Annotated in this window: 26 protein-coding genes; 2 read left to right on the forward strand and 24 right to left on the reverse strand. The window is 60.4% G+C overall.

Annotation, left to right across the window (positions count from 1 at the left end; all coding sequences use genetic code 11):
- Positions 1-5 precede the first annotated feature (5 nt).
- Positions 6-212: a hypothetical protein gene (locus tag L1K66_RS10760; protein WP_252257884.1), complete on the forward strand. Its 207-nt coding sequence runs from the start codon at positions 6-8 to the stop codon at positions 210-212.
- Here L1K66_RS10760 and L1K66_RS10765 read toward each other — a convergent pair.
- The 4 genes from L1K66_RS10765 to L1K66_RS10780 all read right to left on the reverse strand — a co-directional run bounded on the left by L1K66_RS10765 (position 202) and on the right by L1K66_RS10780 (position 4250).
- The gene (locus tag L1K66_RS10765; RefSeq protein ID WP_252257885.1) at positions 202-1605 is read right to left on the reverse strand and encodes a sensor histidine kinase; all 1404 of its coding nucleotides are present in this window, start codon (positions 1603-1605) and stop codon (positions 202-204) included. The genes L1K66_RS10760 and L1K66_RS10765 overlap by 11 nt on opposite strands.
- Positions 1602-2576: a hypothetical protein gene (locus tag L1K66_RS10770; RefSeq protein ID WP_252257886.1), complete on the reverse strand. Its 975-nt coding sequence runs from the start codon at positions 2574-2576 to the stop codon at positions 1602-1604. Before L1K66_RS10770 ends, L1K66_RS10765 begins: the two co-directional genes overlap by 4 nt.
- 44 nt (positions 2577-2620) lie before the next feature.
- A complete protein-coding gene (locus L1K66_RS10775) occupies positions 2621-3814 on the reverse strand; it encodes a hypothetical protein (protein ID WP_252257887.1) in 1194 nt (397 codons plus the stop codon).
- Positions 3815-3932: 118 nt separating this feature from the next.
- Complete coding sequence (locus L1K66_RS10780; protein ID WP_034954813.1) at positions 3933-4250, reverse strand: Hpt domain-containing protein; 318 nt, start codon at positions 4248-4250, stop codon at positions 3933-3935.
- 69 nt (positions 4251-4319) lie between these two features.
- Here L1K66_RS10780 and L1K66_RS10785 point away from each other — a divergent pair, with 69 nt between their 5' ends.
- Complete coding sequence (locus L1K66_RS10785) at positions 4320-6899, forward strand: ATPase (RefSeq protein ID WP_252257888.1); 2580 nt, start codon at positions 4320-4322, stop codon at positions 6897-6899.
- A gap of 6 nt (positions 6900-6905) precedes the next feature.
- Here the strand turns inward: L1K66_RS10785 and L1K66_RS10790 are convergent, their stop codons facing one another.
- The 20 genes from L1K66_RS10790 to L1K66_RS10885 all read right to left on the reverse strand — a co-directional run bounded on the left by L1K66_RS10790 (position 6906) and on the right by L1K66_RS10885 (position 25220).
- Complete coding sequence (locus L1K66_RS10790) at positions 6906-7193, reverse strand: DUF1467 family protein (RefSeq protein WP_252257889.1); 288 nt, start codon at positions 7191-7193, stop codon at positions 6906-6908.
- Entirely contained in the window at positions 7193-8860 is a 1668-nt protein-coding gene (locus L1K66_RS10795; protein ID WP_252257890.1) for a ribonuclease J, read from the reverse strand. The genes L1K66_RS10790 and L1K66_RS10795 overlap by 1 nt, the downstream gene beginning before the upstream one ends.
- A 31-nt stretch (positions 8861-8891) precedes the next feature.
- Complete coding sequence (locus L1K66_RS10800) at positions 8892-9683, reverse strand: type III pantothenate kinase (protein WP_252257891.1); 792 nt, start codon at positions 9681-9683, stop codon at positions 8892-8894.
- Between the two features lie 11 nt (positions 9684-9694).
- Complete coding sequence (locus L1K66_RS10805) at positions 9695-10405, reverse strand: biotin--[acetyl-CoA-carboxylase] ligase (protein WP_252257892.1); 711 nt, start codon at positions 10403-10405, stop codon at positions 9695-9697.
- A complete protein-coding gene (gene nuoN, locus L1K66_RS10810) occupies positions 10402-11877 on the reverse strand; it encodes an NADH-quinone oxidoreductase subunit NuoN (protein ID WP_252257893.1) in 1476 nt (491 codons plus the stop codon). Before nuoN ends, L1K66_RS10805 begins: the two co-directional genes overlap by 4 nt.
- Entirely contained in the window at positions 11877-13415 is a 1539-nt protein-coding gene (locus tag L1K66_RS10815) for an NADH-quinone oxidoreductase subunit M (protein WP_252257894.1), read from the reverse strand. The genes nuoN and L1K66_RS10815 overlap by 1 nt, the downstream gene beginning before the upstream one ends.
- Positions 13416-13430: 15 nt before the next feature.
- Complete coding sequence (gene nuoL / locus L1K66_RS10820) at positions 13431-15440, reverse strand: NADH-quinone oxidoreductase subunit L (protein WP_252257895.1); 2010 nt, start codon at positions 15438-15440, stop codon at positions 13431-13433.
- Positions 15441-15446: 6 nt separating this feature from the next.
- Positions 15447-15755, reverse strand: a complete 309-nt coding sequence (gene nuoK / locus L1K66_RS10825) for an NADH-quinone oxidoreductase subunit NuoK (RefSeq protein WP_034954143.1) — start codon at positions 15753-15755, stop codon at positions 15447-15449.
- Positions 15752-16375: an NADH-quinone oxidoreductase subunit J gene (locus L1K66_RS10830; RefSeq protein ID WP_252257896.1), complete on the reverse strand. Its 624-nt coding sequence runs from the start codon at positions 16373-16375 to the stop codon at positions 15752-15754. Before L1K66_RS10830 ends, nuoK begins: the two co-directional genes overlap by 4 nt.
- A 42-nt stretch (positions 16376-16417) precedes the next feature.
- Positions 16418-16906, reverse strand: a complete 489-nt coding sequence (gene nuoI, locus L1K66_RS10835; RefSeq protein ID WP_252257897.1) for an NADH-quinone oxidoreductase subunit NuoI — start codon at positions 16904-16906, stop codon at positions 16418-16420.
- The gene (gene nuoH / locus L1K66_RS10840; protein ID WP_252257898.1) at positions 16903-17949 is read right to left on the reverse strand and encodes an NADH-quinone oxidoreductase subunit NuoH; all 1047 of its coding nucleotides are present in this window, start codon (positions 17947-17949) and stop codon (positions 16903-16905) included. The genes nuoI and nuoH overlap by 4 nt, the downstream gene beginning before the upstream one ends.
- Positions 17946-19961, reverse strand: coding sequence for an NADH-quinone oxidoreductase subunit NuoG (gene nuoG / locus L1K66_RS10845; protein ID WP_252257899.1), 2016 nt, complete (start codon positions 19959-19961; stop codon positions 17946-17948). Before nuoG ends, nuoH begins: the two co-directional genes overlap by 4 nt.
- Complete coding sequence (gene nuoF, locus L1K66_RS10850) at positions 19961-21253, reverse strand: NADH-quinone oxidoreductase subunit NuoF (protein WP_252257900.1); 1293 nt, start codon at positions 21251-21253, stop codon at positions 19961-19963. The genes nuoG and nuoF overlap by 1 nt, the downstream gene beginning before the upstream one ends.
- A complete protein-coding gene (locus tag L1K66_RS10855) occupies positions 21240-21434 on the reverse strand; it encodes a hypothetical protein (protein WP_252257901.1) in 195 nt (64 codons plus the stop codon). The genes nuoF and L1K66_RS10855 overlap by 14 nt, the downstream gene beginning before the upstream one ends.
- Positions 21428-22096 (reverse strand): NADH-quinone oxidoreductase subunit NuoE, encoded by a 669-nt coding sequence (gene nuoE / locus L1K66_RS10860; RefSeq protein WP_252257902.1) that lies wholly within the window; start codon positions 22094-22096, stop codon positions 21428-21430. Before nuoE ends, L1K66_RS10855 begins: the two co-directional genes overlap by 7 nt.
- On the reverse strand, positions 22089-22349 hold the full coding sequence (locus tag L1K66_RS10865) for a hypothetical protein (protein WP_252257903.1): 261 nt from the start codon (positions 22347-22349) through the stop codon (positions 22089-22091). The genes nuoE and L1K66_RS10865 overlap by 8 nt, the downstream gene beginning before the upstream one ends.
- Positions 22346-23557, reverse strand: coding sequence for an NADH-quinone oxidoreductase subunit D (locus tag L1K66_RS10870; protein ID WP_252257904.1), 1212 nt, complete (start codon positions 23555-23557; stop codon positions 22346-22348). Before L1K66_RS10870 ends, L1K66_RS10865 begins: the two co-directional genes overlap by 4 nt.
- Positions 23557-24261, reverse strand: a complete 705-nt coding sequence (locus L1K66_RS10875; protein ID WP_252257905.1) for an NADH-quinone oxidoreductase subunit C — start codon at positions 24259-24261, stop codon at positions 23557-23559. Before L1K66_RS10875 ends, L1K66_RS10870 begins: the two co-directional genes overlap by 1 nt.
- Positions 24262-24270: 9 nt before the next feature.
- Entirely contained in the window at positions 24271-24771 is a 501-nt protein-coding gene (locus L1K66_RS10880; RefSeq protein ID WP_034954815.1) for a NuoB/complex I 20 kDa subunit family protein, read from the reverse strand.
- A gap of 74 nt (positions 24772-24845) precedes the next feature.
- On the reverse strand, positions 24846-25220 hold the full coding sequence (locus L1K66_RS10885; RefSeq protein ID WP_034954816.1) for an NADH-quinone oxidoreductase subunit A: 375 nt from the start codon (positions 25218-25220) through the stop codon (positions 24846-24848).
- Positions 25221-25268 lie beyond the last annotated feature (48 nt).

Below are 25268 nucleotides of genomic sequence, written 5' to 3' on the forward strand. Positions count from 1 at the left end.
ACCGAATGAGCGCGATCCTGAAGCTGTTGCTAGGCGGCTTTGGGGTCGCGCTTTTCATTTTGGGGGCAATCTGGGCGTTGCAGGGTGCCGGAATACTGAACTGGCCCGCCGGCAGCTTCATGCTGGCAGACCGGAGCTGGACGCTTTACGGCGCGGTCACGGCTGCAATCGGACTGGTACTGATGCTGGTGTCGACGCGGATCAATCGTTAATCCGGGCCAGCGTCAGGCGGAATTCAGCCCCCTCGCCCTTGTCACTGGCCGCCACGACTTCAAGGTCCCCGCCCATCGCCAGTGCAAGCTTGCGCGAGATGTAGAGGCCGAGGCCCGAACCACTGTCATTGCCGCCGTCGCTATCGCGGCCAAGCCGTTCGAATTTCTCAAAAATGCGTTTCGCCTGATCTGCATCAACGCCGTGACCTTCGTCTCGGACGCTGATCGAGGCCAAATCCCCAAGGTTTTCGTCGATCACGACCGTGACTGTGCTGTTCTCTGGCGAATAGGCAATCGCATTGCCGATCAGGTTGATCAGGATCTGGAGGACACGCCGGAATTCGCCGTCCGCAATAACGGGCTTGTCCGGATTGGGCAGAGTGATGGAAATCCCGCGGTTCTGTGCACGCACGCCCAGAATACCCGCCGCACGACGCGCAGCGTCCGCCAGATCGACATGATCCCTGGCGGTCTTGAAGCCGGGGGCCTCAACCACTTCAAGATCGGCCAGATCGTCGAGCATGCTCGAAAGATGCTGTCCCGCTGCGGCGATGCTGCCGGCATAGTCGCTGTATTCGGCCTTGATCGGCCCTGCCAGACGCGTGCGGATCGTTTCTGCGTTTGCAATGATCCGGGCAATGGGTTGGCGCAGAACCGGAGTGAGTGCACTGCCGATCAGACGGGAATGCGCCGCTTCCTCCACCTCGACCGGCGGAGCAACACCCGCGACCAGAGGCTCATCAGCGACAAGCAGCAGTTCAAAGCCGCGCGGGTTTGCCCCTGCAACTCCGATAGGGATCAGCCGCGCCCGCCAGTGGCGGTGCGAACCGGGGATCATGCACTTGCAGCCGTCAAGCAAACGCCAGTGGAGAGGCTGCTTATGCGCCAGATCCTGCAATTCCACATATTCGCTCCAGACCTTGCCCGGAGAGGCGTCGAACAGTTCCTGCAGCTCTGACGCATCGGCCGCCGCGCTCGAAAGGATCTGCACCCGCTGCGCCGCGTCGAGCCTTGCGGAAACCTCGCAAGTCGCGCGGTCGACGGCATCCTGCCATTCGGACTGCTCATGCGAACTGGCCGGGGGTTTGAGCGCGCGATGCCAGTTCTCAACCAGCACCTCGCAACCCCCACCTGCCTCGTCTTCAAGCGGGTGAATTCGGGCAAATCCGCTGACCATGTCTTCGCCGTCAAAAGCGCTGAATTCCCGTGCGATCCGAAGGCCGCTGTGGCGGGCCTGCCGCACCAGAGCCAGCAACTCCGGAATTGCCAGCACGCCAGGAATGATCCCGCCGCAGCTTTCCTGCAACTGAGCAAGCGGACCGTCGGCACTCAACAACCGATCATTGTCATCGGTAATGCCCTGTGCGGCCAGCAGGGTTTGCTGACGGTTCACGCCCCCCGCCCTCCGTGATCCGCACCGAAACCGGCCATCGCGCAATTGGCCAGAAGTGCTGTGGCACGCTCTTGCGGAAGGGTGCTGACACCCTCCGGCAGCAGATAACCGGGTTGAAGTATGCCGAACTGGCGCTCCAGACTTTCAGCAGCCAGCCCTCCCGCTCTCAAGCTAAGCGCCAAACGGGCTGCCTGACGCTCGTGGCATGCAACAACGGCAATCTCGCGAGATTGGCCGGTCAAGCTGGCAAGGGCCGTCGCAAACAGGCAAAAGCCGGAATGTTCGAGGTTTAGCGCGGCAATTGCGCCTGAGCGCATGGATGTCACAAGCCGGGCATGAAGAGCCAACCTGCCGTTCGCTTCGTCAAAGGCCTTCTTGAGTGCCTTTGCCGCGCGCTTGGCCTCGTCATCATCGAAAAGCGCGGATTTGCGCATTGCCTGAAGCGCGGACAAAAACAGTTCTGCCGGCAATTCCCCGATAGGCAAGCTCATGCGCCGCTGATGCTGGATAAAGCGCGATTGGGCCGCAAGCGCAGCCATGGCCAGCTCGGCAACATCGGGTTGATCGGATGCGACGAGCTCTTGAACCAGCGGCGAAAGGACAGGGTCGATGGAACTTTGCTGCCCCAGTCGTTCGGTCAGTTGGCCTTCGATCGCCAGAGCATAAAGATGATGGAGCAACTCGGCATTCAATGCGAGGGCATCGGCCAGATCATCAATCACAAACGGATCGATTTCGTGCGCCGCCTGCACACCCAGAACGGCTTCTGACAATTGCCGTGAAAGATCGTGCAGCATCCCGCGCAGTCGCGCCATGGTCGCATCGCTGACGAGCGTTTGCCCAGAACTTTCAAGCAGGTGCGAAATAACCGGGGCAACACCGGACAGCGCGCGGTTTGCGCGCGTCAGCTCATCCCGCAGGATGGCTTCCACCGAGGTAGTTTCGGTACGGTCCAATGCCAAGTCGGCCATGGAATACCCTTTATCCGAGCCATGGTTAAGCCCGGGTTAGCCCATTAATCGCCACGCTGCAGCAGCAATTGCAGCGTCGCCGCAAGGGAAAAAGCAACCAATGCTTCGTTCAGGAGCCCCAGTCCGGCGGCGACGGCAAAGAACGCCAGATGCAGCGCCCTGTCATTCCAGACGGCGGCGTGGCGCAATTTGCCAGCCCGCGAACAAACAATGGCGAGGCCCAAGGCAATAACCGGCAAGCCCAATTGACTGGCGGCAACCGATCCGATGCCGGGTGCGAGCATCAGCAACCCGGTCGTTCCTGCAAACACCACCCCGAACACCGCCGAGAGCCACATCCGGGCAGGCTCAACCGAAGCCAATCGCGAATGCAGATGGTGCATCATGACAAAAACGTCTGCAGCAAGGACAGCGACTGCGCCGCATGCGAGCGCGCTCGTAGGCCAGCCAGCCAGCGCAAGGGCCATTGCGCCCAACCACAAGACCATTGCCGCTGCCCCGGCAAGTTTGCCGGACAAACCGATATTTCCCGGCGGGATTGCTCTTGCGGCGAAGATCGCAAGCGCACCAGTTGGCGCAAATGGCGAAAGTGCCGGAAGACTCCCACCAACCAGTGTCCGTTCTGCGTTTGCAAGATCAGCGGCATCGACGGCAAGCAGCCAATCATCGCCTTGCAGCCAGCTTTCCTTGACCGGACGGCACGGCTCCTGCGCTTGCAAGGCCAGGCGAAGCAACAGCGAAATCGCGTCGCCATCAGGAGGCAATTCAGCCAGTTCCTTCACCTGCCGCGCGCGGATTAGCGCCAGACCTGCCCAGTGCCGGTCACGATCGATCCTCTCGAAGTCTTCCGGGTGACGTTCTGCAAGTGCATGGTTCGCTGGCAGGGTCGCAATTCCGCGTTGACGCTTGCCCGATTCCAGCACGAATTCTCCAGCGGCCTGTTTCGAAATCAGAAGTCCGTCGGAAAGCAATACAATCTCATCGTCGGCCCTGACCAAAGCCGCGATCTGGATGTTGCTGCGTATGGCATGGAATTCTTGGCCTGCTCGTTCAACTTCTCGTTGAGCCGCGAGAATGTGTTCGGCAGGTCCCTCGCACAGGCAGATGATCCGTTCACAACCAAGTGAAAGGGCCGTGTCAACCTGCCAGGAAAGCACTGATCGACCGGCAAGCGACAGGCTTGCGCGCAAATCGCCCGTCTCGGTCGAGCGGAGAGATGAAATAAGCGCGGTTAGCAAATGTCGAAAATCCGTCGCAATCAACTGCGCCTTTCTTGCGCAAATGATAGCTAAGGCCGGAGCGTCCGCTTCTTCAAGCGCTCCGCAAGGCAAATCCCTTGATTATCGACTATAAGGTCTAAAAGCGGTGCGGAACGTTGCCCGAAAAGCGTGCCAGCACTGTCTCGATCCCGCGGATTGCGGCGGGTTCGCCCGGAGCTGACTCAAGCGCCACTTCGGCTGCGATCAACAAGTCTTCGGCATGAAAGCTGGCTGCCAACCCTTTGAGGCGCATAGCCGCCACGTTCCAGTTGCCGTCGCAACGCGAGCGTTTGAGCAGATCCAGCTGCCGTGATGCGCTTTCGATGAAGGCGCCACGAAGCTCTGTCACAAGCGCGGGATCATTCCCCGCTGCTGCGGCCAAAGTCGCGTCAAGGGCACCATTCTCAAAAGCCATGAAGGCGCGATACACCACGCAAGGTTAAAGCAGGGTTTATCCGGAGCGGGGCTGTGGTATCTATGCTCCATGTCGGGTGGACACCATATCAGGGCCGTGGGCCAAGGCGCCGCGCAGGATGCGCAAGGGGAAACCGCTGCAAAGGCCGGGAGCGATCAGCCCGATGCCGTCGACGACTTGAGCGCAGCCGTGGAATTCGAAGAGGAACTCGACCTTACCGAATACACGCCGGAGGACGAATACGCCCCTGCTTCCGACAGGTTTGGCTTTGTCGCCCCGACAATTGCGGTGGCACTGATCCTTGGTTGGAGCGCCCTTTACATCTACGCCATGCGCGCTTCGCTGATCAATGCAGCCAATGCCGCACCAAGCGAATGGGTGCGCTGGATCATCGATTGGTCTGTACCGGTGTTGCTGGTATGCGTCGGATGGCTGCTCACCATGCGGCATTCGCGTGCGGAAGCAAAACGCTTCGCTCAGACTGCATCCCTGCTTTCGCACGAAAGCCGAGAATTGGAATCCCGGCTGACCGTGGTGAACCGGGAATTGAGCCTTGCGCGCGAATTTCTGGGCGCTCAGTCGCGCGAACTGGAATCGCTCGGGCGGATAGCGAGTGAGCGTCTGTCCAGCCATGCGACGGAGCTACAGGCTCTCATCCAGAACAATGGAGCGCAAGTCGAAGCCATCGGCTCGGCCAGTACAACCGCTCTCGAAAACATGAAGCACCTGCGCGACGATCTGCCGGTGATTGCGACCTCTGCCCGCGATGTTTCCAATCAGGTGGGTAACGCTGGTCGCACAGCGCATGAACAGCTCGAAAAGCTGGTGAGCGGCTTTGAGCGCCTCAACCAGTTCGGCAAGGCGAGCGAAAATCAGGTTTCAATGCTCGACAAACGGGTAGGCGAAATCCTCAGCGGGTTTGAATCGCAGCTTGCCCGCGTCGGCGATGTGATTGCCACGCGCCTCGATCAAGTTGAGCAGAAGGCCGATCAATACCGTAGCGCTGTCGACGACGCCGAATCCAAGGCTCTGGCCGCTTTGGGCGAACGGATGGCGATGCTCCAGACCGAGGCCAAGGCGATCGGCGGCAAGCTGCGCGAAGCCGAAGCGGGAGCGATGGAACAACTCCGCCTGTCGCGCGAACGCTTCGAAGCTGACGTGACCAGCACTGTCAAATCGCTCGATCGTCTTGACGCTCACGCCATCGCCACCTCGCAGAAGCGGATCAAAGAACTGCACGAGGAAGCGGCGCGTTTTGACGAAAAGCTGGAAGTGCGCGACCGCAAATTCATCGAGGAAATCAACCGGCGGCAGGAAGAATTCTCCACGCGTGAAGCCCAGGCAAGCGAAGTTTTGGCGCAAAGGCTTGCCGACCTCGATGATGCGTTGGCCGAACGGCGTGAAGCGCAAACGCGAGAAACCGAAAAGCTGGTTGAACACGGCAAGACAATTTCCGCCCAGCTTGACCAGTTGTCTTCGTTGATTGCGGACATTTCCGCGCAAAGCGAAAAGGCTCAAGGCACTCTCGAAACAGGCCTTGGGGCACTTGGCGAACATCTGGCCCAAAAGCGCAAGGAACTGGCGGAGACGGAAAAGCAGATCAGCGACCTGACCGAATCGGGCATTCGCTTGCTCGAGATCATCCAGTCGGGCGCCAAGTTCAGCCGAGAAGACTTGCCGAAATCGATCACGACTGCATCGGACGCACTCCTCTCAGTCGAACAGCGCGCTGCGCAGCTTTCAGGGGCAATGTTCACCGCGAACAAGCAGGCAGAAGGTCTTGGCGAATATCTGATCGAGACGCAGAACCGGATCGAAACCGCCGACAATTCGATCGAGGCGCTGCATTCCAAGCTGGAAAGCCAAACCGAAGAGGCGTTGGCCAAACTACAAGGGTTGCGGGGCAGCTTCAGCCGGCTCGCCAAGCAAAGCGAGGCCTTTGCCGAAGACACGCAAGGCAACCTGCGGAGCGCGCTGGAGCAGTTGGAGACAGCAACTCAAAATGCCTTCGCGACTCTCGAAAGCGGTGCTCGCGAGCGGATCGGGGCAATCGCAACCGATCTCTCGAAGGAGGCGGTGAGCACGCTCGAAGACTCTTTGCGCAATGATACCTCGGAGGCGATTGACCGACTGGATACCGCGGCGGCGAAGGCATCGGACGCTGGCCGCGATGCAACCGCGCAGTTGCGAGACCAGCTTGCCAAGGTCAACGAACTGACCGTCAATCTCGAACGACGCATTGCACGGGCGCGCGAACTGGCAGAAGAGCAGGTCAGCAATGATTTCGCCCGGCGGATGGCGCTGATTACCGACAGCCTGAATTCAAACGCCATCGACATCGCCAGCGCGCTTTCAACCGAGGTTACAGATACATCCTGGGATGCCTACCTCAAAGGTGATCGCGGCATTTTCACCCGGCGCGCGGTGCGACTCCTGGATAACACCGAAGCGCGAGAGATCGCCGATCTGTATCAGAGCGACGAAACCTTCAAAGCCAATGTCAGCCGCTACATCCACGATTTCGAAGCCATGCTGCGCGCCATGCTGTCGACACGGGACGGCAATGCTCTGGGCGTGACCATACTCGGTTCGGACATGGGCAAACTTTACGTCGTGCTGGCCCAGGCGATCGAACGATTCCGGCAGTAAGCGGGATCAACGCGGCGCCAGCGGGGACGGCGGTTTTGGGAAGACATTGATGTCCTCCGCAGTGACCCACCCGAATTCGAAATTCGCCACGAAAAGCGCGGTCAGCAGGCTGGCGACGATGGTCGCGCGGATCACGATCTTGCCCGGACGGAAATTGACCGGTGCGCTGTCCGCCTGACCGGGCACCTTCGCCACCCCGGCTTCATCGGCCGTGCGCACGCCAAATGGCAGCATGATGAATGCCGACATGACCCAGAACAGGAAATAGATCGCCAGAATCGAGGTGACTTTCATCAATCGTCGCTCCGGTTGGTCAAGCCGGGCATTATGACCCTGACTTGCGGGTTTTTGCCTGACCAGCGCCGCGCAGCCCTTCGTGCTGCGAGTCGAGCGGCCTCATGGACAGATGCCGGGTCCTTCGCATCGCGGCCCCGCAGCTTTCCAATGGCCTTCAATATGTCATCGCGCGTTTCCGCGACGAAGTCTGCCATGTCCTCATCCAATGGCAGGCCGATGGCCTCGATCACCGGAGCCTCTGCGCGGGCGAGCACGACAAGGACGATGCCCTCCTGAGCGATCCGACGGCGCATGGTGACAGCTTCCCCGTCCGCAGGCGCAATGATGTCGCCGTCGAGAACGAGGCGTCCGCTGAGGACCTCGGCAATCTTGCCCGGCTCACCCGGTGCAAGCCTGACAATATCGCCATTTGCCTGCACGACATTGGCGGGAATGCCGCAGGATTTACCAAGCCGTGCCTGCTCCGCCATATGACGCATCTCGCCATGGACAGGCACCAGAATGTCCGGCCGCAGCCAGCTGTATAGCGCTTCAAGCTCTGGCCGACCGGGATGGCCGGAGACATGAATCAGGCTCTGGCGATCAGTCACCATTTCGATCCCGCGACGGGCGAGCTGGTTCTGCATCTTGCCAATCGCTATCTCGTTTCCAGGGATCTGGCGCGAGGAAAACAGCACGACGTCCCCACTGACGAGTTCAAGCGGATGGTTCTCTTCCGCTATCCGCGCCAGCGCCGCACGAGGTTCACCCTGCCCGCCTGTCGCAAGGATCAGGACTTCACCGCGAGGCAGCCGCATCGCAGTGTCGAAATCGACGGGTGTAGGGAAGTCTTCGAGATAGCCATTGTCCTGCGCGACCTCGATAATGCGATCGAGCGAGCGTCCGGCAACGCAAATCTGCCGCCCGGTTTCCCGTGCAACCTCGCCAAGGGTCTGGAGCCGTGCGACATTGCTGGCGAAAGTCGTCACCAACACCCGTTTGCCGGCATGCCGGCTGATCTCCTCCATCAATCCCTTGTGAACCGCACCTTCGGAACCCGACGGATTGGGATTGAAGACATTGGTGCTGTCACACACCAGCGCCAGCACGCCATCATCACCAATGGCGCGCAGTTCCTCTTCCGTGGTGGGCTCGCCGATGATCGGGTCTTCGTCCAGCTTCCAGTCGCCGGTGTGGAATACCCGCCCATACGGCGTGTCGATAAGCAGCGCGTTGCCTTCGGCGATAGAGTGCGCCAGCGGCAGATAGGTCACGCTGAACGGGCCGATGTCGATCTGGCCGTGATCATCCTCGATAATGTTCAGTTCCACCTGCCCGAGCAGGCCGGCCTCTTCCAGCTTGCGCGCGACCAGATCGGCCGTGAACGGCGTTGCATAGAGCGGGACCCCAAGCTCCCCGGCAAAATAGGGGACGGCACCGATGTGATCTTCATGCGCGTGCGTTAGCACGATCCCGAGCAAATCCCGCGTGCGCTCTTCAATGAATTCGAGATCGGCAAACACCAGATCGACGCCGGGATATTCCCCGCCTGAAAATGTCATGCCGAGGTCAACCATCAGCCATTTCCCGTCGCAACCGTACAGGTTGACGTTCATGCCGATTTCGCCGGACCCGCCCAAGGCAAGGAACAGCAACTCGTCTTCAGGAGTGTAATTCTTTTTCACGCAATCTCTTGTGGTCTGGAAACGGGCCCGTTCAGCCTGCCGCCTGCTGGGCAAGGATCGCCAGCCCTTCGATGGTCAGATCGGCGTCAACGACATCGAAGATATCGGTGGCATCGTCGAAAAGGATGGCGAGACCACCCGTTGCGACAACTTTCGCCGGACGACCTATTTCAGCCTTCATCCGCGCGACGATCCCTTCCATCATCGCGACATAGCCCCAGAATACGCCGATCAGCATCTGGTCTTCGGTGTTGCGCCCGATAACGCTGGTGCTTTCCGGCGCACGGATCGCGATGCGCGGAAGCTTGGCCGTCTTGCCCACCAATGCATCAAGCGAAAGGTTGATCCCCGGAGCAATCGAACCGCCCTTGTAAGTGCCGTTAAAGTCGATTGCTTCGAACTTGGTGGCGGTGCCAAAATCGATCACGATCAGATCGCCGCCATATTTGTGATGCGCGGCGAGAATATTGAGAGCCCTGTCAGCCCCAAGCGAACTCGGCTGATCAACGTCGATTGTAAAGCGCCATGCTGCTTCACCGTGACCCGCCCTAAGCGGAGTGATGCCGAAATACTTCTGGCTGAGAACCGTCAGATTGTGATCGGCACGGGGGACAACAGATGCGAAGATGATCTGCGTGATTTCCTCGCGCGCGACGCCTTCGATATTGAGAAGTTGCAGCAGCCAGACGGCGTATTCATCGCCGGTGCGGCGCGGATCGGTGGCGATGCGCCAGCGCGCACGCGTCGTGTATCCGCCCTCCCCATCCGGTTCGAACAGGGCAAAGACGACATTGGTGTTTCCGACATCTGCGGCCAGCAGCATGTGTTCGCTCCTCAAGAGATATCGCCCGCCCGAATGACACGTTCCGAGCCATCCGCCAAGCGCAAGCGCAGCGCGCCATCGGTTTCTTCAAGCCCGGCAAAGGTGCCCTCGAGCACGGTTCCATCGGTATCGTGGACCTTAACCGGAGATCCCGGCGCATGGATCGAGCTTGCCAGGAAATCAGCAAGGATCGAACCAAGTCCTCGCTCGCGCCAATCGCGCACCCGGTTTTCGAAATTTCGTGCCAGTATGTCGGCAAACCATTCAAGCTCCGGCGCTGGGCCATGCTCGGAAATCGCCGAAGTCTTGCGATCAGAAAGCTCCGGAGCGCGTTTGAGATTAACGCCAATCCCTACCACCACGTGATGCCCCACCATTTCGAGGAGGATGCCCGAAAGCTTTCCTCCGTCGAGCATGACGTCGTTCGGCCATTTCAGCTTCAGCTGACTGGGCACGGGCAAAGCCTCCGCAGCAGCATCTGCCACCGCCAGCGCCGCCACGAAGCTCAGGCTGGCTGGCGGCGGATCACCCGCGCGAATGGCGACGGCCGTCGAACCCATGAAATTGCCTGCCCCGTCAAACCATGTCCGGCCTTGGCGTCCGCGCCCGGCAGTCTGTCGACGCGCAACGAGCCAGTACCCTTCGGCAATGCTTTCTGCTGCGCGCAACCGCGCGGCGATATCTGCGTTGGTCGAACCGGTTTCGGCGAAGATCTCTATCAAGGCAGCAGGAACAGAGATGACGCCGCCTTGTCAGCGAGATCCGTCAGCGAGCGCGTCATCAGATAGCCAAGCGGCGAAATGATGGCTGCGGTCAATGCCAGCAGCACCCAGTGTGCCGCACCGCTCTTGCCCGTCACCACACCGGCAGGCTCGTCAAAGAACATCACCTTGACGAACTTGATGTAGTAGAACGCGCCAATCACGCTGGCTGCGATGGCGATGGCGGCAAACGCCACCAGCCCCGCTTCGACGGTTGCCTGGAACACCACGAACTTGCTGTAGAAGCCGAGCAGCGGCGGGATGCCAGCAAGGCTGAACATCAACAAAAGCAACGCCCATGCAATCGCAGGACGGGTCACGGCAAGGCCGCGAATGTCGGCGAAGGTTTCGTAGAGATTGCCGTCTTCGCTGCGCAGCATCAGCAGAGCAACAAAGCTGCCGAGGCTCATGGCGACATAGATGAACAGGTAAACCAGCATCGCGCTCGCACCCGCAGCCGTACCGACGGCCAGACCCAGCAGGATGAAGCCGACGTTGTTGATCGACGAGTAGGCCAGCAGCCGCTTGAGGTTTTCCTGCCCGATCGCGCCCAGCGCGCCGAACACGATCGAAGCAAGCGCGGTGAACATGACGATCTGCTGCCATGCGTCGACCTGACCCCCAAAGACCTCGAAAACGACGCGCGCCGTCAAGGCGACGGCAGCCACCTTGGGCGCGGTCGAGAAGAACGCAGTCACCGGGGTTGGCGCGCCTTCGTAAACGTCCGGCGTCCACATGTGGAACGGCACAGCGGCGATCTTGAAAGCCAGACCCGAGAGTACGAAGATCAGGCCGAACAACTGCCCGGTGCTGAGTTCACCCGAAAGCGCGCTACGCACGCTGGCAAAGTCGGTCGCGCCGGTAAAGCCGTAGAGCAGGCTCATGCCGTAGAGCAGAATGCCCGAGGCGAGCGCGCCCAGCACGAAGTACTTGAGCCCCGCTTCGGCAGACCGCTGATCCTTGCGCAGGATCGCGGCGAGTACGTAAGCCGACAGCGAGTTCAGTTCTAGCCCGAGATAAAGTGTCATGAAATCGGCAGCCGAAACCATGATGCTCATGCCCAGTGTCGCAAAAAGGATCAGCACCGGATATTCGGCGCGCATACCCTTTTCGCTGCCTGCAGCCTCGCTGTTGAAGAATGCCGGGGCGACAATCAGACAGGCAATCGCGCTGAGATAGATCAACGCCTTCGCGAAGAGCGCAAAGCCGTCCATCTTCATCAGCCCGCCAAAGGCATCGACCACCGGGCCGGTTCCGAAATGGACGCCGGGCATAATCACGAAACCTGCGCCGAACAGCGCAGCGACGGCAAGAATGGCAACCGGACGAGCCAGTTTGTCTCCACCCCAAGCGCAAACCAGCAGCAGGGCAAGGCCTGCGACGGTCAGAATAAGCTCAGGCATGATGAGCGCGAGGGAAGCCGTGAAATCCATCAGTGCTCTCCCTCCGCCTGATGCTCCATCGCATTGGCGATTTCTTCGCGCGGGGCACCCGCTGCCAACTCGGCATCACCCGCAGGCGCAGCGGCGGCCAGCTGAGCGTCGAGCACCGCGATATCGGCGCGCATCGGTGCAAGGAAGCTTTCGGGGTAAACACCCATCCACAGCACCACGGCCGCAATCGGGGCCATCATCGCCCATTCACGCGGGGTGATATCCGCCATCGCAGCGGCATCGGCGTTCTTCTGGTCGCCAAAGGCAACGCGGCGATAGAGGTAAAGCATGTAGGCAGCGCCAAGAATGATCCCGGTGGTGCAAATCAGCGCCACGAGGCTGGATGACTGGTAGATGCCGGCAAGCGAGAGGAACTCGCCGACGAAGCCGCTGGTTCCCGGAAGGCCGATGGAGGCCATCGTGAACAGCAGGAAGAAGATCGCGTAATAGGGCATGTTTATCGACAGGCCGCCGTAACGCTCGATCTCGCGGGTATGCAGGCGATCGTAGATCACGCCGACGCAGAGGAACAAAGCGCCCGAAACGAGGCCGTGGCTCAGCATGACAATCATCGCGCCTTCGAGGCCCTGCACATTGAAAGCGAACAGCCCGACCGTCACAATCGCCATGTGCGCGACCGAGGAATAGGCAATCAGCTTCTTCATGTCGGCCTGCACCAGCGCGACGAGCGAGGTGTAGACCACGGCGACCATCGACAGGATGAAGACGAACCATGCGAAATCGGCGCTTGCTTCGGGGAACATCGGCAGGCTGAAACGGATGAAGCCATAGCCGCCCAGCTTCAGCAGGACGCCGGCCAGAATGACCGAGCCTGCCGTCGGTGCCTGCACGTGCGCATCGGGCAGCCAAGTGTGGAACGGCCACATCGGCACCTTGACTGCGAAGCTCGCAAAGAAGGCAAGCCATAGCCAGGTCTGGGCTCCGACGGGGAAATCGTACTGCATCAGCGTCGGAATGTCCGACGTGCCGGCGGTTGCCACCATCCAGAACATCGCGATCAGCATCAGCACCGAACCGATTAGCGTGTACAGGAAGAACTTGTAGCTCGCGTAGATGCGGTTGTCCCCGCCCCAAACGCCGATGATGAGGTACATCGGGATCAGGCCGGCTTCGAAGAAGATGTAGAACAGGAAGATGTCCTGCGCCGCAAAGGTACCGATCATCAGCACTTCCATGAACAGGAAGGCCGCCATGTATTCGCCCACGCGCTTCTGGATAGCGTCCCAGCTGGCGAGAATGCAGATCGGCATCAGGAACACGCTGAGCATGATCAGCATCAGGGCGATACCGTCGATGCCCAAGGCATAATTGAAGCCCGCGAACAGATCATAGCGCTCGGTAAACTGCCACTGCGCGCCGCCGATTTCGTAATTGCTCCACAGCAGTACGCCGAGAGCAAAGGTCGCAAGCGTGCTTGCCAGCGCAATGCCGCGGGCAGCCCCTGCCCCGGTGAACAGGCACAGCACCGCCCCTGTGAGCGGAACCAGCATCATGGTTGTGAGGATGGGAAAGTCCATTGCTCTGCCAGCCCCCTAGAGCAGCACGTAAGTGACAGCGGCAATCAGGCCGAGAAGCATGATCAGCGCATAGGTGTATAGATAGCCCGACTGGATGGTCTTGGCCGCGACGGAACCGCGCACGACTGCCCAGGCAACCCCGTTCGGGCCGAAGCGGTCAATCGTGCCGATGTCGCCCAGTTTCCAGAACTGGCGTCCGAACCAGAAGGCAGGCTTGACGAAAATACGATCGTAGAGCTCGTCGAAATACCATTTGCGGTACACAAAGTTGTGAAGCGCACCGAAGCTGGAAACGAACCTGGCCGGGACTTCGGGCTTGAGAATGTAGGCGTAGATCGCCCCTGCAAGCCCCACCAGCATCACGAATGTCGCGGTCAGCTTCACCCAGTACGGCACGACGTGCAGCGCATGGACGAGGTTTTCGTTGAAGTAGAGCGAATTGCCCCAGAAGGCTTGTGCGTCGCTACCCATCAGGAAGCTGTCCACGAACGGGCCCTTGAACACGAAACCGGCGAAAACAGCGCCCAGCGTCAGCACACCCAGCGGGATCAGCATCGAAACCGGGCTTTCGTGCGGGTGATAGCCGCCGGTGGTGTCCTCGCCCGCTTCCTCAGGCGTCTTGTGGACGCTGTGTTGAATATGTTCGCTCTCGATCCAGCGCGGCTTGCCCCAGAAGGTAAGGAACATCAGGCGCCAGCTGTAAAAGCTCGTGAGCAAAGCGGCGATAGCGCCAGCCCAGAAAGCGAAATGCGCCGTACCGGTGCCCCGCGCCCAGGCCGCTTCGAGGATCGCGTCCTTCGAGTAGAAGCCGGCAAAGCCGAAGACATAAAGAACGCCGACGCCGGTGATAGCCAGCGTACCCGCCATCATCGCCCAGAATGTGATCGGGATTTCCTTACGCAGGCCGCCGTAATACCGCATGTCCTGTTCGTGGTGCATGGCGTGAATGACGGAACCCGCGCCAAGGAACAGCAGCGCCTTGAAGAAGGCGTGCGTGAACAGGTGGAACATGGCAACGCCATAGGCACCCACACCGGCTGCAAAGAACATGTAGCCGAGCTGCGAGCAGGTCGAATAGGCGATCACACGCTTGATGTCCCACTGCGTCGTGCCGATGGTCGCGGCGAAGAAGCAGGTCGATGCCCCGACGATAGTGACAATCATCAGCGCGGTCGGCGCGGTTTCGAACATGGGCGAAAGACGGCAGACCATGAACACGCCCGCCGTCACCATCGTTGCCGCGTGGATCAGCGCGGACACCGGCGTCGGGCCTTCCATCGCGTCAGGCAGCCAGGTGTGCAGGCCCAGCTGCGCCGATTTGCCCATCGCGCCGATGAACAGCAGAATGCACAGGATATCCATGGTGTAGAGGCGCATGCCGAGGAATGTGATCGTCGATCCGCTCATCCCCGGCGCAGCGGCAAGGATTTCCGGGATCGAAGTCGTCTGGAACACCAGATAGGTGCCGAAGATACCGAGCATGAAGCCGAGGTCGCCCACGCGGTTGACCACGAAAGCCTTGATCGCTGCGGCACCCGCGCTCGGCTTTTTGAACCAGAAACCGATCAGCAGGTAAGACGCGAGGCCCACGCCTTCCCAGCCAAAGAACATCTGGACGAGGTTTTCCGCCGTCACCAGCATCAGCATCGCGAAGGTGAAAAGCGACAGGTAAGCGAAGAAGCGCGGCTGATCCGGGTCTTCTTCCATGTACCCCCAGGAATACAGGTGCACGAGCGCCGAAACCGTGTTGATCACCACCAGCATCACGGCGGTAAGCGCATCAACGCGCAATTCCCAATCGAACGTCAGCGAGCCTGACTGCACCCATTGCAGCACCTGCACAACACGCTCGCTCTCGGTCCCCGTGAGGAAACCCCAGAAGATCGGCCAGCCAAGTGCGGCAGACAGGAACAGCGCTCCGGTCGTGATCGACTTGGTAACGGTGTTGCCAAGCGCACGGTTGCCCAGCCCGGCGATGATCGACGCCACCAAGGGCGCGAAAACGATGATGAGTATCGGGTCCACGGATGCTTATCCCTTCATCCGGTTGACATCATCGACCGCGATGGTGCCGCGGCCACGATAATAGATGACGAGGATGGCAAGCCCGATGGCCGCCTCTGCCGCCGCGACGGTAAGCACCATCATTGCGAAAACCTGACCCACCAGATCCTGCATAAAGGCGCTGAAGGCGACCAGATTGATGTTCACCGACAGCAGAATGAGTTCGACCGCCATCAGGATCACGATCACATTCTTGCGGTTGAGGAAAATCCCCAGCACGCCCAGCACGAACAGGATCGCGCCTACGGTAAGGTAATGTTCGATGCCGATGGTCACAGTTCGACCCCTTGCCCGACTGGCGGGTTCTTCATGACGGTTGCTTCTTCCGGGCGGCGGCTGATCTGCTTGCCCACGTCCTGACGCGCGCGGATACCCGGTGGCGGCGGCTGGAAGGTGAGGACGATCGCGCCAATCATGGCGACCAGCAGGATGATCCCCGCGATTTCGAACAGCACGATATAAGGGCCGTAAAGCAGCGCGCCGATCGCCTCGATATTGCTAACGTCGGTGCGCGCAGCGCCCATTGCGTCGGGCGTACCCAGCGCCAGACCGCCTGCGTTATAGGCACCGTGGCCCAGCAGCAGTTCAGCCAGAAGGATCAGCGCAATCGCAATCCCCAGTGGGAAATTCTTGATGAAGGAAGCGCGCATGGCGGCGAAATCGATATCGAGCATCATCACCACGAACAGGAACAGCACGGCGACTGCGCCGACGTAAACGATCACCAGCAGCATCGCGATGAATTCCGCGCCCACCAGCACCATCAGCCCGGCAGCGTTGAAAAATGCGAGGATCAACCACAGCACGCTGTGCACCGGGTTGCGCGACATGATGACCATCACGGCGCTCGCGATGACCAGCCCTGCGAACAGGTAGAAGGCGAGTGTCTGTATCATGATCCCTGTTTATCCGTCCCCGGTATCCCTTGCCGCGCGCCCTTAACGATAGGGTGCGTCAGCTTCAAGATTGGCCGCGATGGCCCGTTCCCACTTGTCACCGTTCGCGAGCAGCTTGGCCTTGTCGTAAAGCAGCTCTTCGCGGGTTTCGGTGGCGTATTCGAAATTCGGCCCTTCGACGATGGCGTCGACCGGGCAGGCTTCCTGACAGAAGCCGCAATAGATGCACTTCGTCATGTCGATGTCGTAGCGCGTCGTGCGGCGGCTGCCGTCTTCGCGCGGTTCGGCCTCGATCGTGATCGCCTGTGCCGGGCACACAGCCTCGCACAGCTTGCACGCGATGCAGCGTTCCTCACCGTTGGGATAACGGCGCAGCGCGTGTTCACCACGGAAACGCGGCGAAAGCGGCGACTTCTCGAAGGGGTAGTTGATCGTCACCTTGGGCTTGAAGAAATACTTCAAGGTCAGCGCGTGCGCCTTGAGGAATTCCCACAGGGTGAACGATTTCAAGAGCTGGGTTGCGGAGGTCATGCGAAATGTCCCGTGGCCATCAGGTAGCCGGAAATTGCAGCAACGAAGATCAGGCTCATCGGCAGGAACACCTTCCAGCCAAGCCGCATCAGCTGGTCATAGCGATACCGCGGCACGGTCGCCCAGATCCAGCTGAAGATCAGGAAGAAACCGAAGGTCTTGAGCAGGAACCACACGATCCCCGGCACATAATAGAGGGGTGCCCATTCGACCGGGGGCAGCCATCCGCCGAAGAACAGCAGCGTGCACAGCGAGCACATCAGCAGGATATTGGCATATTCACCCAGCCAGAACAGCGCGAAGGCCATGCTCGAATATTCGGTCTGATAACCGGCAACGAGCTCCGATTCCGCCTCGGTCAGGTCGAACGGCGCGCGGGCCGTCTCGGCCAGTGCCGAAATGAAGAATACCACGAACATCGGGAACAGCAGCAGATTGAAGTAAAACCCGTTCACGAAGCCGAGACCGTGCCCCTTTTGAGCCATGACGATGTCCGTCATGTTGAAGCTCTTGGTCCACAGCACGACGCAAACGAGAATAAAGCCGATCGAGACCTCGTAAGAGATCATCTGTGCAGCGGCGCGCATTGCGGAGAAGAACGGGTATTTCGAGTTCGACGCCCAACCGGACATCACCACGCCGTAAACACCCAGTGAGCTGATCGCGAGGATGTACAGCAGGCCAAGATTGATGTCCGAGACCAGCACGCCCTCATCGAACGGGATCACCGCCCAGGCCGCGAGCGCGACGGTAAAGGTGATGATCGGCGCGAGCAGGAAGATGCCCTTGTTCGCAGCGCTCGGGATGATCGTTTCCTGCAGGAAGACCTTGAGGCCATCCGCGAATGACTGGAGCAGCCCGAACGGCCCGACCACGTTGGGTCCGCGACGCAGCATGATCGCGCCCAGCACCTTGCGGTCGACATAGATCACCATCGCGACGCTGAACATCACGAGCAGCGAAATCACGATGATCCCGACCAGCGTCGAGACAGTCCAAGCCCATTCATAGGGCATTCCAAAGCCTTGGAAGAACGCGGTCATTCCGCAGCCTCCTTCATCTCGTCGCCGTGCAGCAATTCGGCCGAACATTGCTGCATTACGGCGCTTGCGCGGGCGATCGGGTTGGTGAGGTAGAAATCCTTGACTGGATAGGTGGTGATTTCGCCGTCCGCCTTGGCCTTGTTGTCCGCCTTGGGCAGCGCGCCGTAATCCGCGAGGCCTTCTTCACCCAGCGCGGGAACCGCCTTGATCATCGCGGCCTGAAGCTCGCCAAAGCTGTCGAAGCCGACTGCAACGCCCAGCGCATCGGCCAGCGCGCGCAGGATCGTCCAGTCTTCGCGCGCGTCACCCGGCGCGAACACGGCTTTCTCCGCGAATTGCACCCGGCCTTCGGTGTTGACGTAGGTGCCGTCTTTCTCGGCATAGGAAGCTGCGGGCAGGATCACGTCCGCCGCATGCGCGCCCTTGTCGCCGTGGTGGCCGATGTAGACCTTGAGGCTGTCGGCGAAGGGTTCGTAATCCATCTCGTCCGCGCCAAGGCTGATCAGCACCTTGGGCTTGGCGGAGGCGATTTCGGCCATGCCGCCCGGCACGGTGAAATCGAGCATCAGCGAACCCATGCGTGCCGCGCTCATGTGCAGCACGTTGAAGCCGTTCCAGCCATCCCTAACGAGGCCGAACTTGTCCACCAGCTTGAGCGCCGGGGCCAATGCGCCCTTGGCCAGCGCCGCACCGCCGAGGATCACCGCGGGACGCTCGGCCGCCTTCATGGCGTCGCCCAGATCCTTGGGAATGCGGTTCAGAACCTTCAGATCTTCGCCGAGGAAGGTCGCCGGATAGGTTGTCTCCCATGCGGGGCCGATGATGTAGACCTTCGCGCCGTGCTTCACAGCCTTGCGAATGCGTGCATTCACCAGTGCGGCTTCCCAGCGGATGTGGCTGCCCACGATCAGGATGCAATCGGCGGTTTCGATCCCGGCGAGCGTCGAATTGAAATTCACCGCCGCAAGGTTCGACACGTCATAGGTCATGCCGGTCTGACGCGCTTCCAGCTTGGTCGAACCACACGAATTGAGCAGCGCCTTGGCCGCGAACATGGTCTCGCAATCGACCATGTCGCCTGCAACCGCCGCAATGGAGGTGGTGTCCGCCCCCAGATGCGTGGCGATCGTGTCGAACGCCTCGCTCCAGCCTGCAGGTTGCAGTTTTCCGCCCTTGCGGATGAAAACCTTGTCCAGACGCCGTTTGGTCAGGCCATCGACCTGATAGCGGCCCTTGTCGCTCAGCCACTCCTCGTTCACGTCGTCATTGATGCGCGGCAGTGCGCGCATGACTTCGCGGCCCTTGGAATGCAGCGAGATATTCGCGCCCACGGCGTCCGAAACGTCGATGCTCAGCGTGCGCTTCAATTCCCACGGACGCGCCTCGAACGCATAGGGGCGCGAGGTGAGCGCACCTACGGGGCAAAGGTCGATCACATTCGCGGAAAGCTCGTGCTTGGCCGCCTGTTCGAGATAGGTAGTGATCTGCATGTCCTCGCCGCGATACAGCGCGCCGATTTCGTCCACGCCGGCGATCTCTTCGGAGAAGCGCACGCAGCGGGTGCAATGGATGCAGCGGGTCATGATCGTCTTGATCAGCGGGCCCATGTATTTCTCGGTGACGGCGCGCTTGTGCTCCTTGGTGCGCGAGCCGCCGCGCCCATAGGCCACCGCCTGATCCTGAAGATCGCATTCGCCGCCCTGGTCGCAGATCGGGCAGTCGAGCGGGTGGTTGATGAGCAGGAACTCCATCACCCCTTCGCGCGCCTTCTTGACCATCGGCGTGTCGGTGCGGATTTCCTGACCTTCGGCAGCGGGCAACGCGCACGACGCCTGTGGCTTGGGCGGCCCCGGCTTCACTTCGACCAGACACATCCTGCAGTTACCGGCGATACTTAAGCGTTCATGGTAACAGAAACGCGGGATTTCCTTGCCCGCCTGTTCGCAAGCCTGGAGGACAGTCGCGCCCGCCGGGACTTCGATTTCCTGACCGTCTACGGTTACTTTAGGCATTACTCGGCTGCCTCTGCGAATTGTGCGTTGTGCTCGTGAATGCGACGCTCCAGTTCGGGGCGGAAGTGGCGGATGAGGCCCTGGATCGGCCATGCCGCCGCATCGCCCAGCGCGCAGATGGTGTGGCCTTCGACCTGCTTCGTCACTTCGTGAAGCATGTCGATTTCCTCGATCGCCGCGTCACCCGTGCGCAGGCGCTCCATCACACGCCACATCCAGCCCGTGCCTTCGCGGCAAGGCGTGCACTGGCCGCAGCTTTCGTGCTTGTAGAAGTAGCTGAGGCGCGAAATCGCGCGGACGATGTCGGTCGACTTGTCCATGACGATCACGCCCGCCGTGCCTAGGCCCGAGCCGAGCTCTTTCAGCCCGTCGAAATCCATCGGCGCGTCCCAGATCTGCTCGGCCGGAACCAGTGGAACCGAGGAACCGCCGGGGATCACCGCGAGCAGATTGTCCTTGCCGCCGCGAATGCCGCCGCAATGCTTTTCGATCAGCTCGCTGAACGGGATGCTCAGAGCTTCTTCGACGACGCAGGGCTTGTTCACATGGCCGCTGATCTGGAACAGCTTGGTGCCCTTGTTGTTCTCGCGCCCGAAGCTGGCGAACCATGATGCGCCGCGCCGCAGGATCGTCGGCACCACCGCGATGCTCTCAACATTGTTCACCGTGGTCGGGCAGCCATAAAGGCCAGCACCTGCCGGGAACGGAGGCTTGAGGCGCGGCTGGCCCTTCTTGCCTTCGAGGCTTTCGATCATCGCGGTTTCTTCGCCGCAGATGTACGCGCCTGCGCCGCGGTGCATGTACACATCGAAGTCATAGCCCGACTTCGATGCGTTCTTGCCGATCAGTCCGGCGGCATAGGCTTCGTCGATGGCCTTTTGCAGCACTTCGGCTTCGCGAATGTATTCGCCGCGAATGTAGATATAGGCCGCACGCGCGCGCATGGCGAAACCGGCGATCAGCGCGCCTTCGACCAGCTTGTGCGGATCGTGGCGGATGATTTCGCGGTCTTTGCACGAACCGGGCTCGGATTCGTCGGCGTTGATGACGAGGAAGCTGGGCCGTCCGTCGCGCGATTCCTTGGGCATGAACGACCATTTGAGGCCAGTTGGGAAGCCTGCCCCCCCGCGCCCGCGCAGGCCTGACGCCTTGATCTCTTCGATGATCGCGTCCTGGCCGCGCTCGATCAGCGCCTTGGTGTTGTCCCAATCGCCGCGTGCCTGCGACGCCTTCAGGCCCCAGTCCTGAAAGCCATAGACGTTGGTGAAGATGCGATCCTTATCGGCCAGCATCGATCGACCCCTTCTTCTTCAATTTCTTGATCCGCGCGAGCGAAAGCACTTGCAGTGCGAGGCCAATCGCCATGAACACGATGCCCATGTTGACCTCGCCCGTGGCCGAGAAATAGGCGCCCACGCCAAAGTTGATTAGCCCGCCCATGGCGAGCGCGATGACCCCGCCATCCATTACCATTCGCCCCGGTAATCGTGGTTCTCGGTGACCATTTCCTTGAGCGTGGTCGGCCCGCCGCTGGGTTCGGAGGTGTGCCGCCCCGGCTCCTGCGTGCCTGCCTTGGGCGTTTCCCCCTTGGCCAGCGCGTCGAGCACCTTGTCGAGGCGTTCTACCGTCAGGTCTTCGTAATTGTCGTCGTTGATCTGGACCATCGGCGCGGTGGCGCAATTGCCCATGCATTCGACTTCGGTGAGGGTCCAGAGGCCGTCTTCGGACACCCCGCCCTTCACCATCCCACGCTTCTTGCAGGCGGAAATGATGTCATCCGAGCCGCGCAGCATGCAGGGCGTCGTGCCGCAGACTTGCACGTGGAATTTCCCGACGGGTTTCATGTTGTACATGAAATAGAAGGTCGCAACTTCGAGGACGCGGATCACCGGCATGTCGAGATATTTGGCGACATATTCGATCACCGGGATCGGCAGCCAGCCTTGCGTATCGGTCTCCGCGCCTACCTGACGCTGAGCGAGATCGAGCAGCGCCATGACTGCCGATTTCTGGCGGCCATCGGGGTATTTGGCGATGTGGTAATCCGCCTTCGCCTTGTTCTCTTTCGTCCATGCAAAAGAGCCCCAGCGCGCGCGCAATTCGGGGGTGTCGGGAGCGGGGGTACGGTCAGCCATGCGCCTTCACTCGCTTGAAAAACAAATACCAGACCAAAGTGAGTGCAGAAATCGCGCCAACAAGCGCGGCGACTTGTGTCATTCCACCGTCATTAAAGAAGTTTGCCATGCCTGCATTGCCGATAGCGTAAGAGAATCCCGCCACTCGGGGCGCGTTGCCATCAACAAAGAACGATGCGACGAACATAAATGCGTATGCGCCGAAGACCGTAATCACAAAACAAGCGGCGAAGAAAAAAACGAGGGCGCTCACCGATCACACTCCCCGAACACCACGTCGATCGCGCCCAGAATGGCGGTCGCGTCGGCCAGCATGTGGCCTTTGCTCATCATGTCCATCGCCTGAAGATGCGAGAATGCGGTCGGGCGAATCTTGCAGCGGTAGGGTTTATTGGTGCCGTCGCTGACGAGATAGACGCCGAATTCGCCCTTGGGGCTTTCGGTCGCGACATAGACTTCGCCGGCGGGGACGTGGAAGCCTTCGGTGTAAAGCTTGAAGTGGTGGATCAGGCTTTCCATCGACTGCTTCATCTCGCCGCGCTTCGGAGGCGAAACCTTGCCGTCGGTGCTCGCAATCGGGCCGCTGGGCATTTCGGCGAGGCACTGCTTGATGATCTTGGCGCTCTCGCGAACTTCCTTCACGCGCACCATGAAGCGATCGTAACAGTCCGAATTGGTGCCGACCGGAATGTCGAATTCCATGCGGTCATAGACGTCGTAGGGCTGCGACTTGCGCAGGTCCCACGGAATGCCCGCCGCGCGGATCATCGGGCCGGAAAAGCCCCATGCAATCGCATCGTCGCGGCTCACCACGGCGATATCGACATTGCGCTGCTTGAAGATGCGGTTGTCCATGACGAGGCTCATCGCGTCGTCGAACAGCTGGAAAAACCGATTGTCGAGCCAGTCGCCAATATCGACCAGCAGCTTTTCCGGTACATCCTGATGCACGCCGCCCGGGCGGAACCAAGCCGAGTGCATGCGCGCGCCCGAGGCACGCTCGAAGAAGTTGAGGCAATCCTCACGCAGTTCGAACACCCACAGGTTCGGCGTCATCGCGCCCACGTCCATCACGTGCGCGCCGATGTTGAGCATGTGGTTGCAGATGCGGGTCAGCTCGGCGAACAGCACGCGCAGATATTGCGCACGGATCGGCACTTCGAGATTGAGCAGCTTCTCGATCGCGAGAACGTAGGAATGCTCCTGACACAGCGGAGAGCAGTAATCGAGCCGGTCGAAATACGGCAGCGCCTGAAGGTAGGTCTTCTGCTCGATCAGCTTTTCGGTGCCGCGATGCAGCAGGCCGACGTGGGGATCGACGCGTTCGATCACTTCGCCGTCCAGTTCCATCACCATGCGCAGCACGCCGTGCGCGGCCGGGTGCTGAGGGCCGAAGTTGATCGTGTAGTTCTGGATCACATCGCCGTCAGTGGTCGGCGATTCCTCGATGTGGACGCCCATCAGTCGTCCTCCTCTGCAATGTCGAATTCCACCGCATCAGCGGGGGTTTCGGCCTCGTCTTCGACTTCTTCGGGAGCGGGCGCAGGCGCATCGGCCTTTTCATCACCCGGCAGCACGTAGTCCGATCCTTCCCATGGCGAAAGGAAGTCGAAAGTGCGCATGTCCTGCGGCAGTTCGACCGGTTCGTAGACGACGCGCTTTTCATCCTCGGAATAACGCAGCTCGATATAGCCGGTCATCGGGAAGTCCTTGCGGAACGGATGCCCTTCAAAGCCATAGTCGGTGAGGATGCGGCGCAGATCTGGATTGCCGTCAAACACCACGCCGTAGAGGTCGAAAACCTCACGTTCGAGCCAGCCCGAATTCGGCCACAGCGTCGTGACGGTCGGTACAGGCGTGTTCTCGTCAGTCGACACCTTGACCATCACGCGGTGGTTTTTGGTGAGCGAGAGCAGCATGTAGACGACTTCGAACCGCTCCGCGCGATCCGGATAGTCGGCCCCGGCGATTTCCATCAGCTGCTGGTATTCATGCTCGTCACGTAGCGTGCGCAGGACTGTTTCGATATCCTCGCGCTTGGCGACAAGAACGATCTCGCCATGCTGTTCGTGCGCGCCGTGGAGCCACACGCTGACGCTTTCGCCGAGCGCGTCAATCACGCCTTCGTTCGAAGCGAATTTGGGGGCGGAATGGAGAACTGCCATGACTGGTCCTTACCGCTCGATCGTGCCGACGCGGCGAATCTTGCGCTGCAACTGCATCACACCATAGAGCAGCGCCTCTGCCGTCGGAGGGCAGCCGGGCACGTAGATGTCGACCGGTACGATCCGGTCACAGCCACGCACGACGCTGTAGGAATAGTGGTAATAGCCGCCGCCATTGGCGCAGCTGCCCATGCTGATCACATATTTCGGATCAGACATCTGGTCGTAAACCTTGCGCAGCGCCGGAGCCATCTTGTTGCAGAGCGTCCCCGCGACGATCATCACGTCCGACTGGCGCGGGCTGGCGCGCGGCGCGGCGCCGAAACGCTCCATGTCATAGCGCGGCATGTTCACATGGATCATCTCGACCGCGCAGCACGCGAGGCCGAAAGTCATCCACCACAGGCTGCCGGTGCGCGCCCACTGGAACAGGTCTTCGGTGCTGGTGACGAGGAAACCCTTGTCGTTCACCTCGGTCTGGAGCGCGTTGAAATAATCCTGATCGGGCATACGGACTTCGCCGGACTTGGCGGTTTCAAGCGCGGCAATGTCCGGCAGGCTGGTTGGAGGGGTGACTACGGTGCTCATTCCCAGTCCAGAGCTCCCTTCTTCCATTCATAGGCGAGGCCGATGGCAAGGATGCCGAGGAACACCATCATGCCGATCCATCCGACCCATTGCGTTTCGCCCAGGCTCACCGCCCAGGGGAACAGGAACGCCGCTTCGAGATCGAAGATGATGAAGCTGATCGCGACGAGGTAGAAACGCACGTCGAACTGGCTGCGCGCATCCTCAAATGCGGGAAAGCCGCATTCATATTCGGACAGCTTTTCCGCATCCGGATTGTGGGCGCCCGTCAGACGCGACACGCCCATCGGCAGGAACACGAAAAGGCATGAAAGCCCGAAGGCGATCACGATGAACAGCAGTATCGGCAGATACTGAGCGAGGTCGATCACGGCGATGTCCAAGCGTAATTAATCCCAATGCGGAGCCCCTACGCGCCA

The organism is Erythrobacter aurantius, assembly GCF_023823125.1.
In the GTDB taxonomy this organism is placed as follows: Bacteria; Pseudomonadota; Alphaproteobacteria; order Sphingomonadales; family Sphingomonadaceae; genus Erythrobacter; species Erythrobacter aurantius.

Excerpts from the sequence above, each read along its gene's own strand:
- L1K66_RS10760 (WP_252257884.1), top strand. The coding sequence starts at position 6 with ATGAGCGCGATCCTGAAGCTGTTGCTAGGCGGCTTTGGGGTCGCGCTT.
- L1K66_RS10770 (WP_252257886.1), bottom strand. The coding sequence starts at position 2,576 with ATGGCCGACTTGGCATTGGACCGTACCGAAACTACCTCGGTGGAAGCC.
- L1K66_RS10780 (WP_034954813.1), bottom strand. The coding sequence starts at position 4,250 with ATGGCTTTTGAGAATGGTGCCCTTGACGCGACTTTGGCCGCAGCAGCG.
- L1K66_RS10785 (WP_252257888.1), top strand. The coding sequence starts at position 4,320 with ATGTCGGGTGGACACCATATCAGGGCCGTGGGCCAAGGCGCCGCGCAG.
- L1K66_RS10790 (WP_252257889.1), bottom strand. The coding sequence starts at position 7,193 with ATGAAAGTCACCTCGATTCTGGCGATCTATTTCCTGTTCTGGGTCATG.
- L1K66_RS10800 (WP_252257891.1), bottom strand. The coding sequence starts at position 9,683 with ATGCTGCTGGCCGCAGATGTCGGAAACACCAATGTCGTCTTTGCCCTG.
- nuoN (WP_252257893.1), bottom strand. The coding sequence starts at position 11,877 with ATGGATTTCACGGCTTCCCTCGCGCTCATCATGCCTGAGCTTATTCTG.
- L1K66_RS10815 (WP_252257894.1), bottom strand. The coding sequence starts at position 13,415 with ATGGACTTTCCCATCCTCACAACCATGATGCTGGTTCCGCTCACAGGG.
- L1K66_RS10830 (WP_252257896.1), bottom strand. The coding sequence starts at position 16,375 with ATGATACAGACACTCGCCTTCTACCTGTTCGCAGGGCTGGTCATCGCG.
- nuoI (WP_252257897.1), bottom strand. The coding sequence starts at position 16,906 with ATGACCTCCGCAACCCAGCTCTTGAAATCGTTCACCCTGTGGGAATTC.
- nuoH (WP_252257898.1), bottom strand. The coding sequence starts at position 17,949 with ATGACCGCGTTCTTCCAAGGCTTTGGAATGCCCTATGAATGGGCTTGG.
- nuoG (WP_252257899.1), bottom strand. The coding sequence starts at position 19,961 with ATGCCTAAAGTAACCGTAGACGGTCAGGAAATCGAAGTCCCGGCGGGC.
- nuoF (WP_252257900.1), bottom strand. The coding sequence starts at position 21,253 with ATGCTGGCCGATAAGGATCGCATCTTCACCAACGTCTATGGCTTTCAG.
- L1K66_RS10855 (WP_252257901.1), bottom strand. The coding sequence starts at position 21,434 with ATGGTAATGGATGGCGGGGTCATCGCGCTCGCCATGGGCGGGCTAATC.
- nuoE (WP_252257902.1), bottom strand. The coding sequence starts at position 22,096 with ATGGCTGACCGTACCCCCGCTCCCGACACCCCCGAATTGCGCGCGCGC.
- L1K66_RS10870 (WP_252257904.1), bottom strand. The coding sequence starts at position 23,557 with ATGGGCGTCCACATCGAGGAATCGCCGACCACTGACGGCGATGTGATC.
- L1K66_RS10875 (WP_252257905.1), bottom strand. The coding sequence starts at position 24,261 with ATGGCAGTTCTCCATTCCGCCCCCAAATTCGCTTCGAACGAAGGCGTG.
- L1K66_RS10880 (WP_034954815.1), bottom strand. The coding sequence starts at position 24,771 with ATGCCCGATCAGGATTATTTCAACGCGCTCCAGACCGAGGTGAACGAC.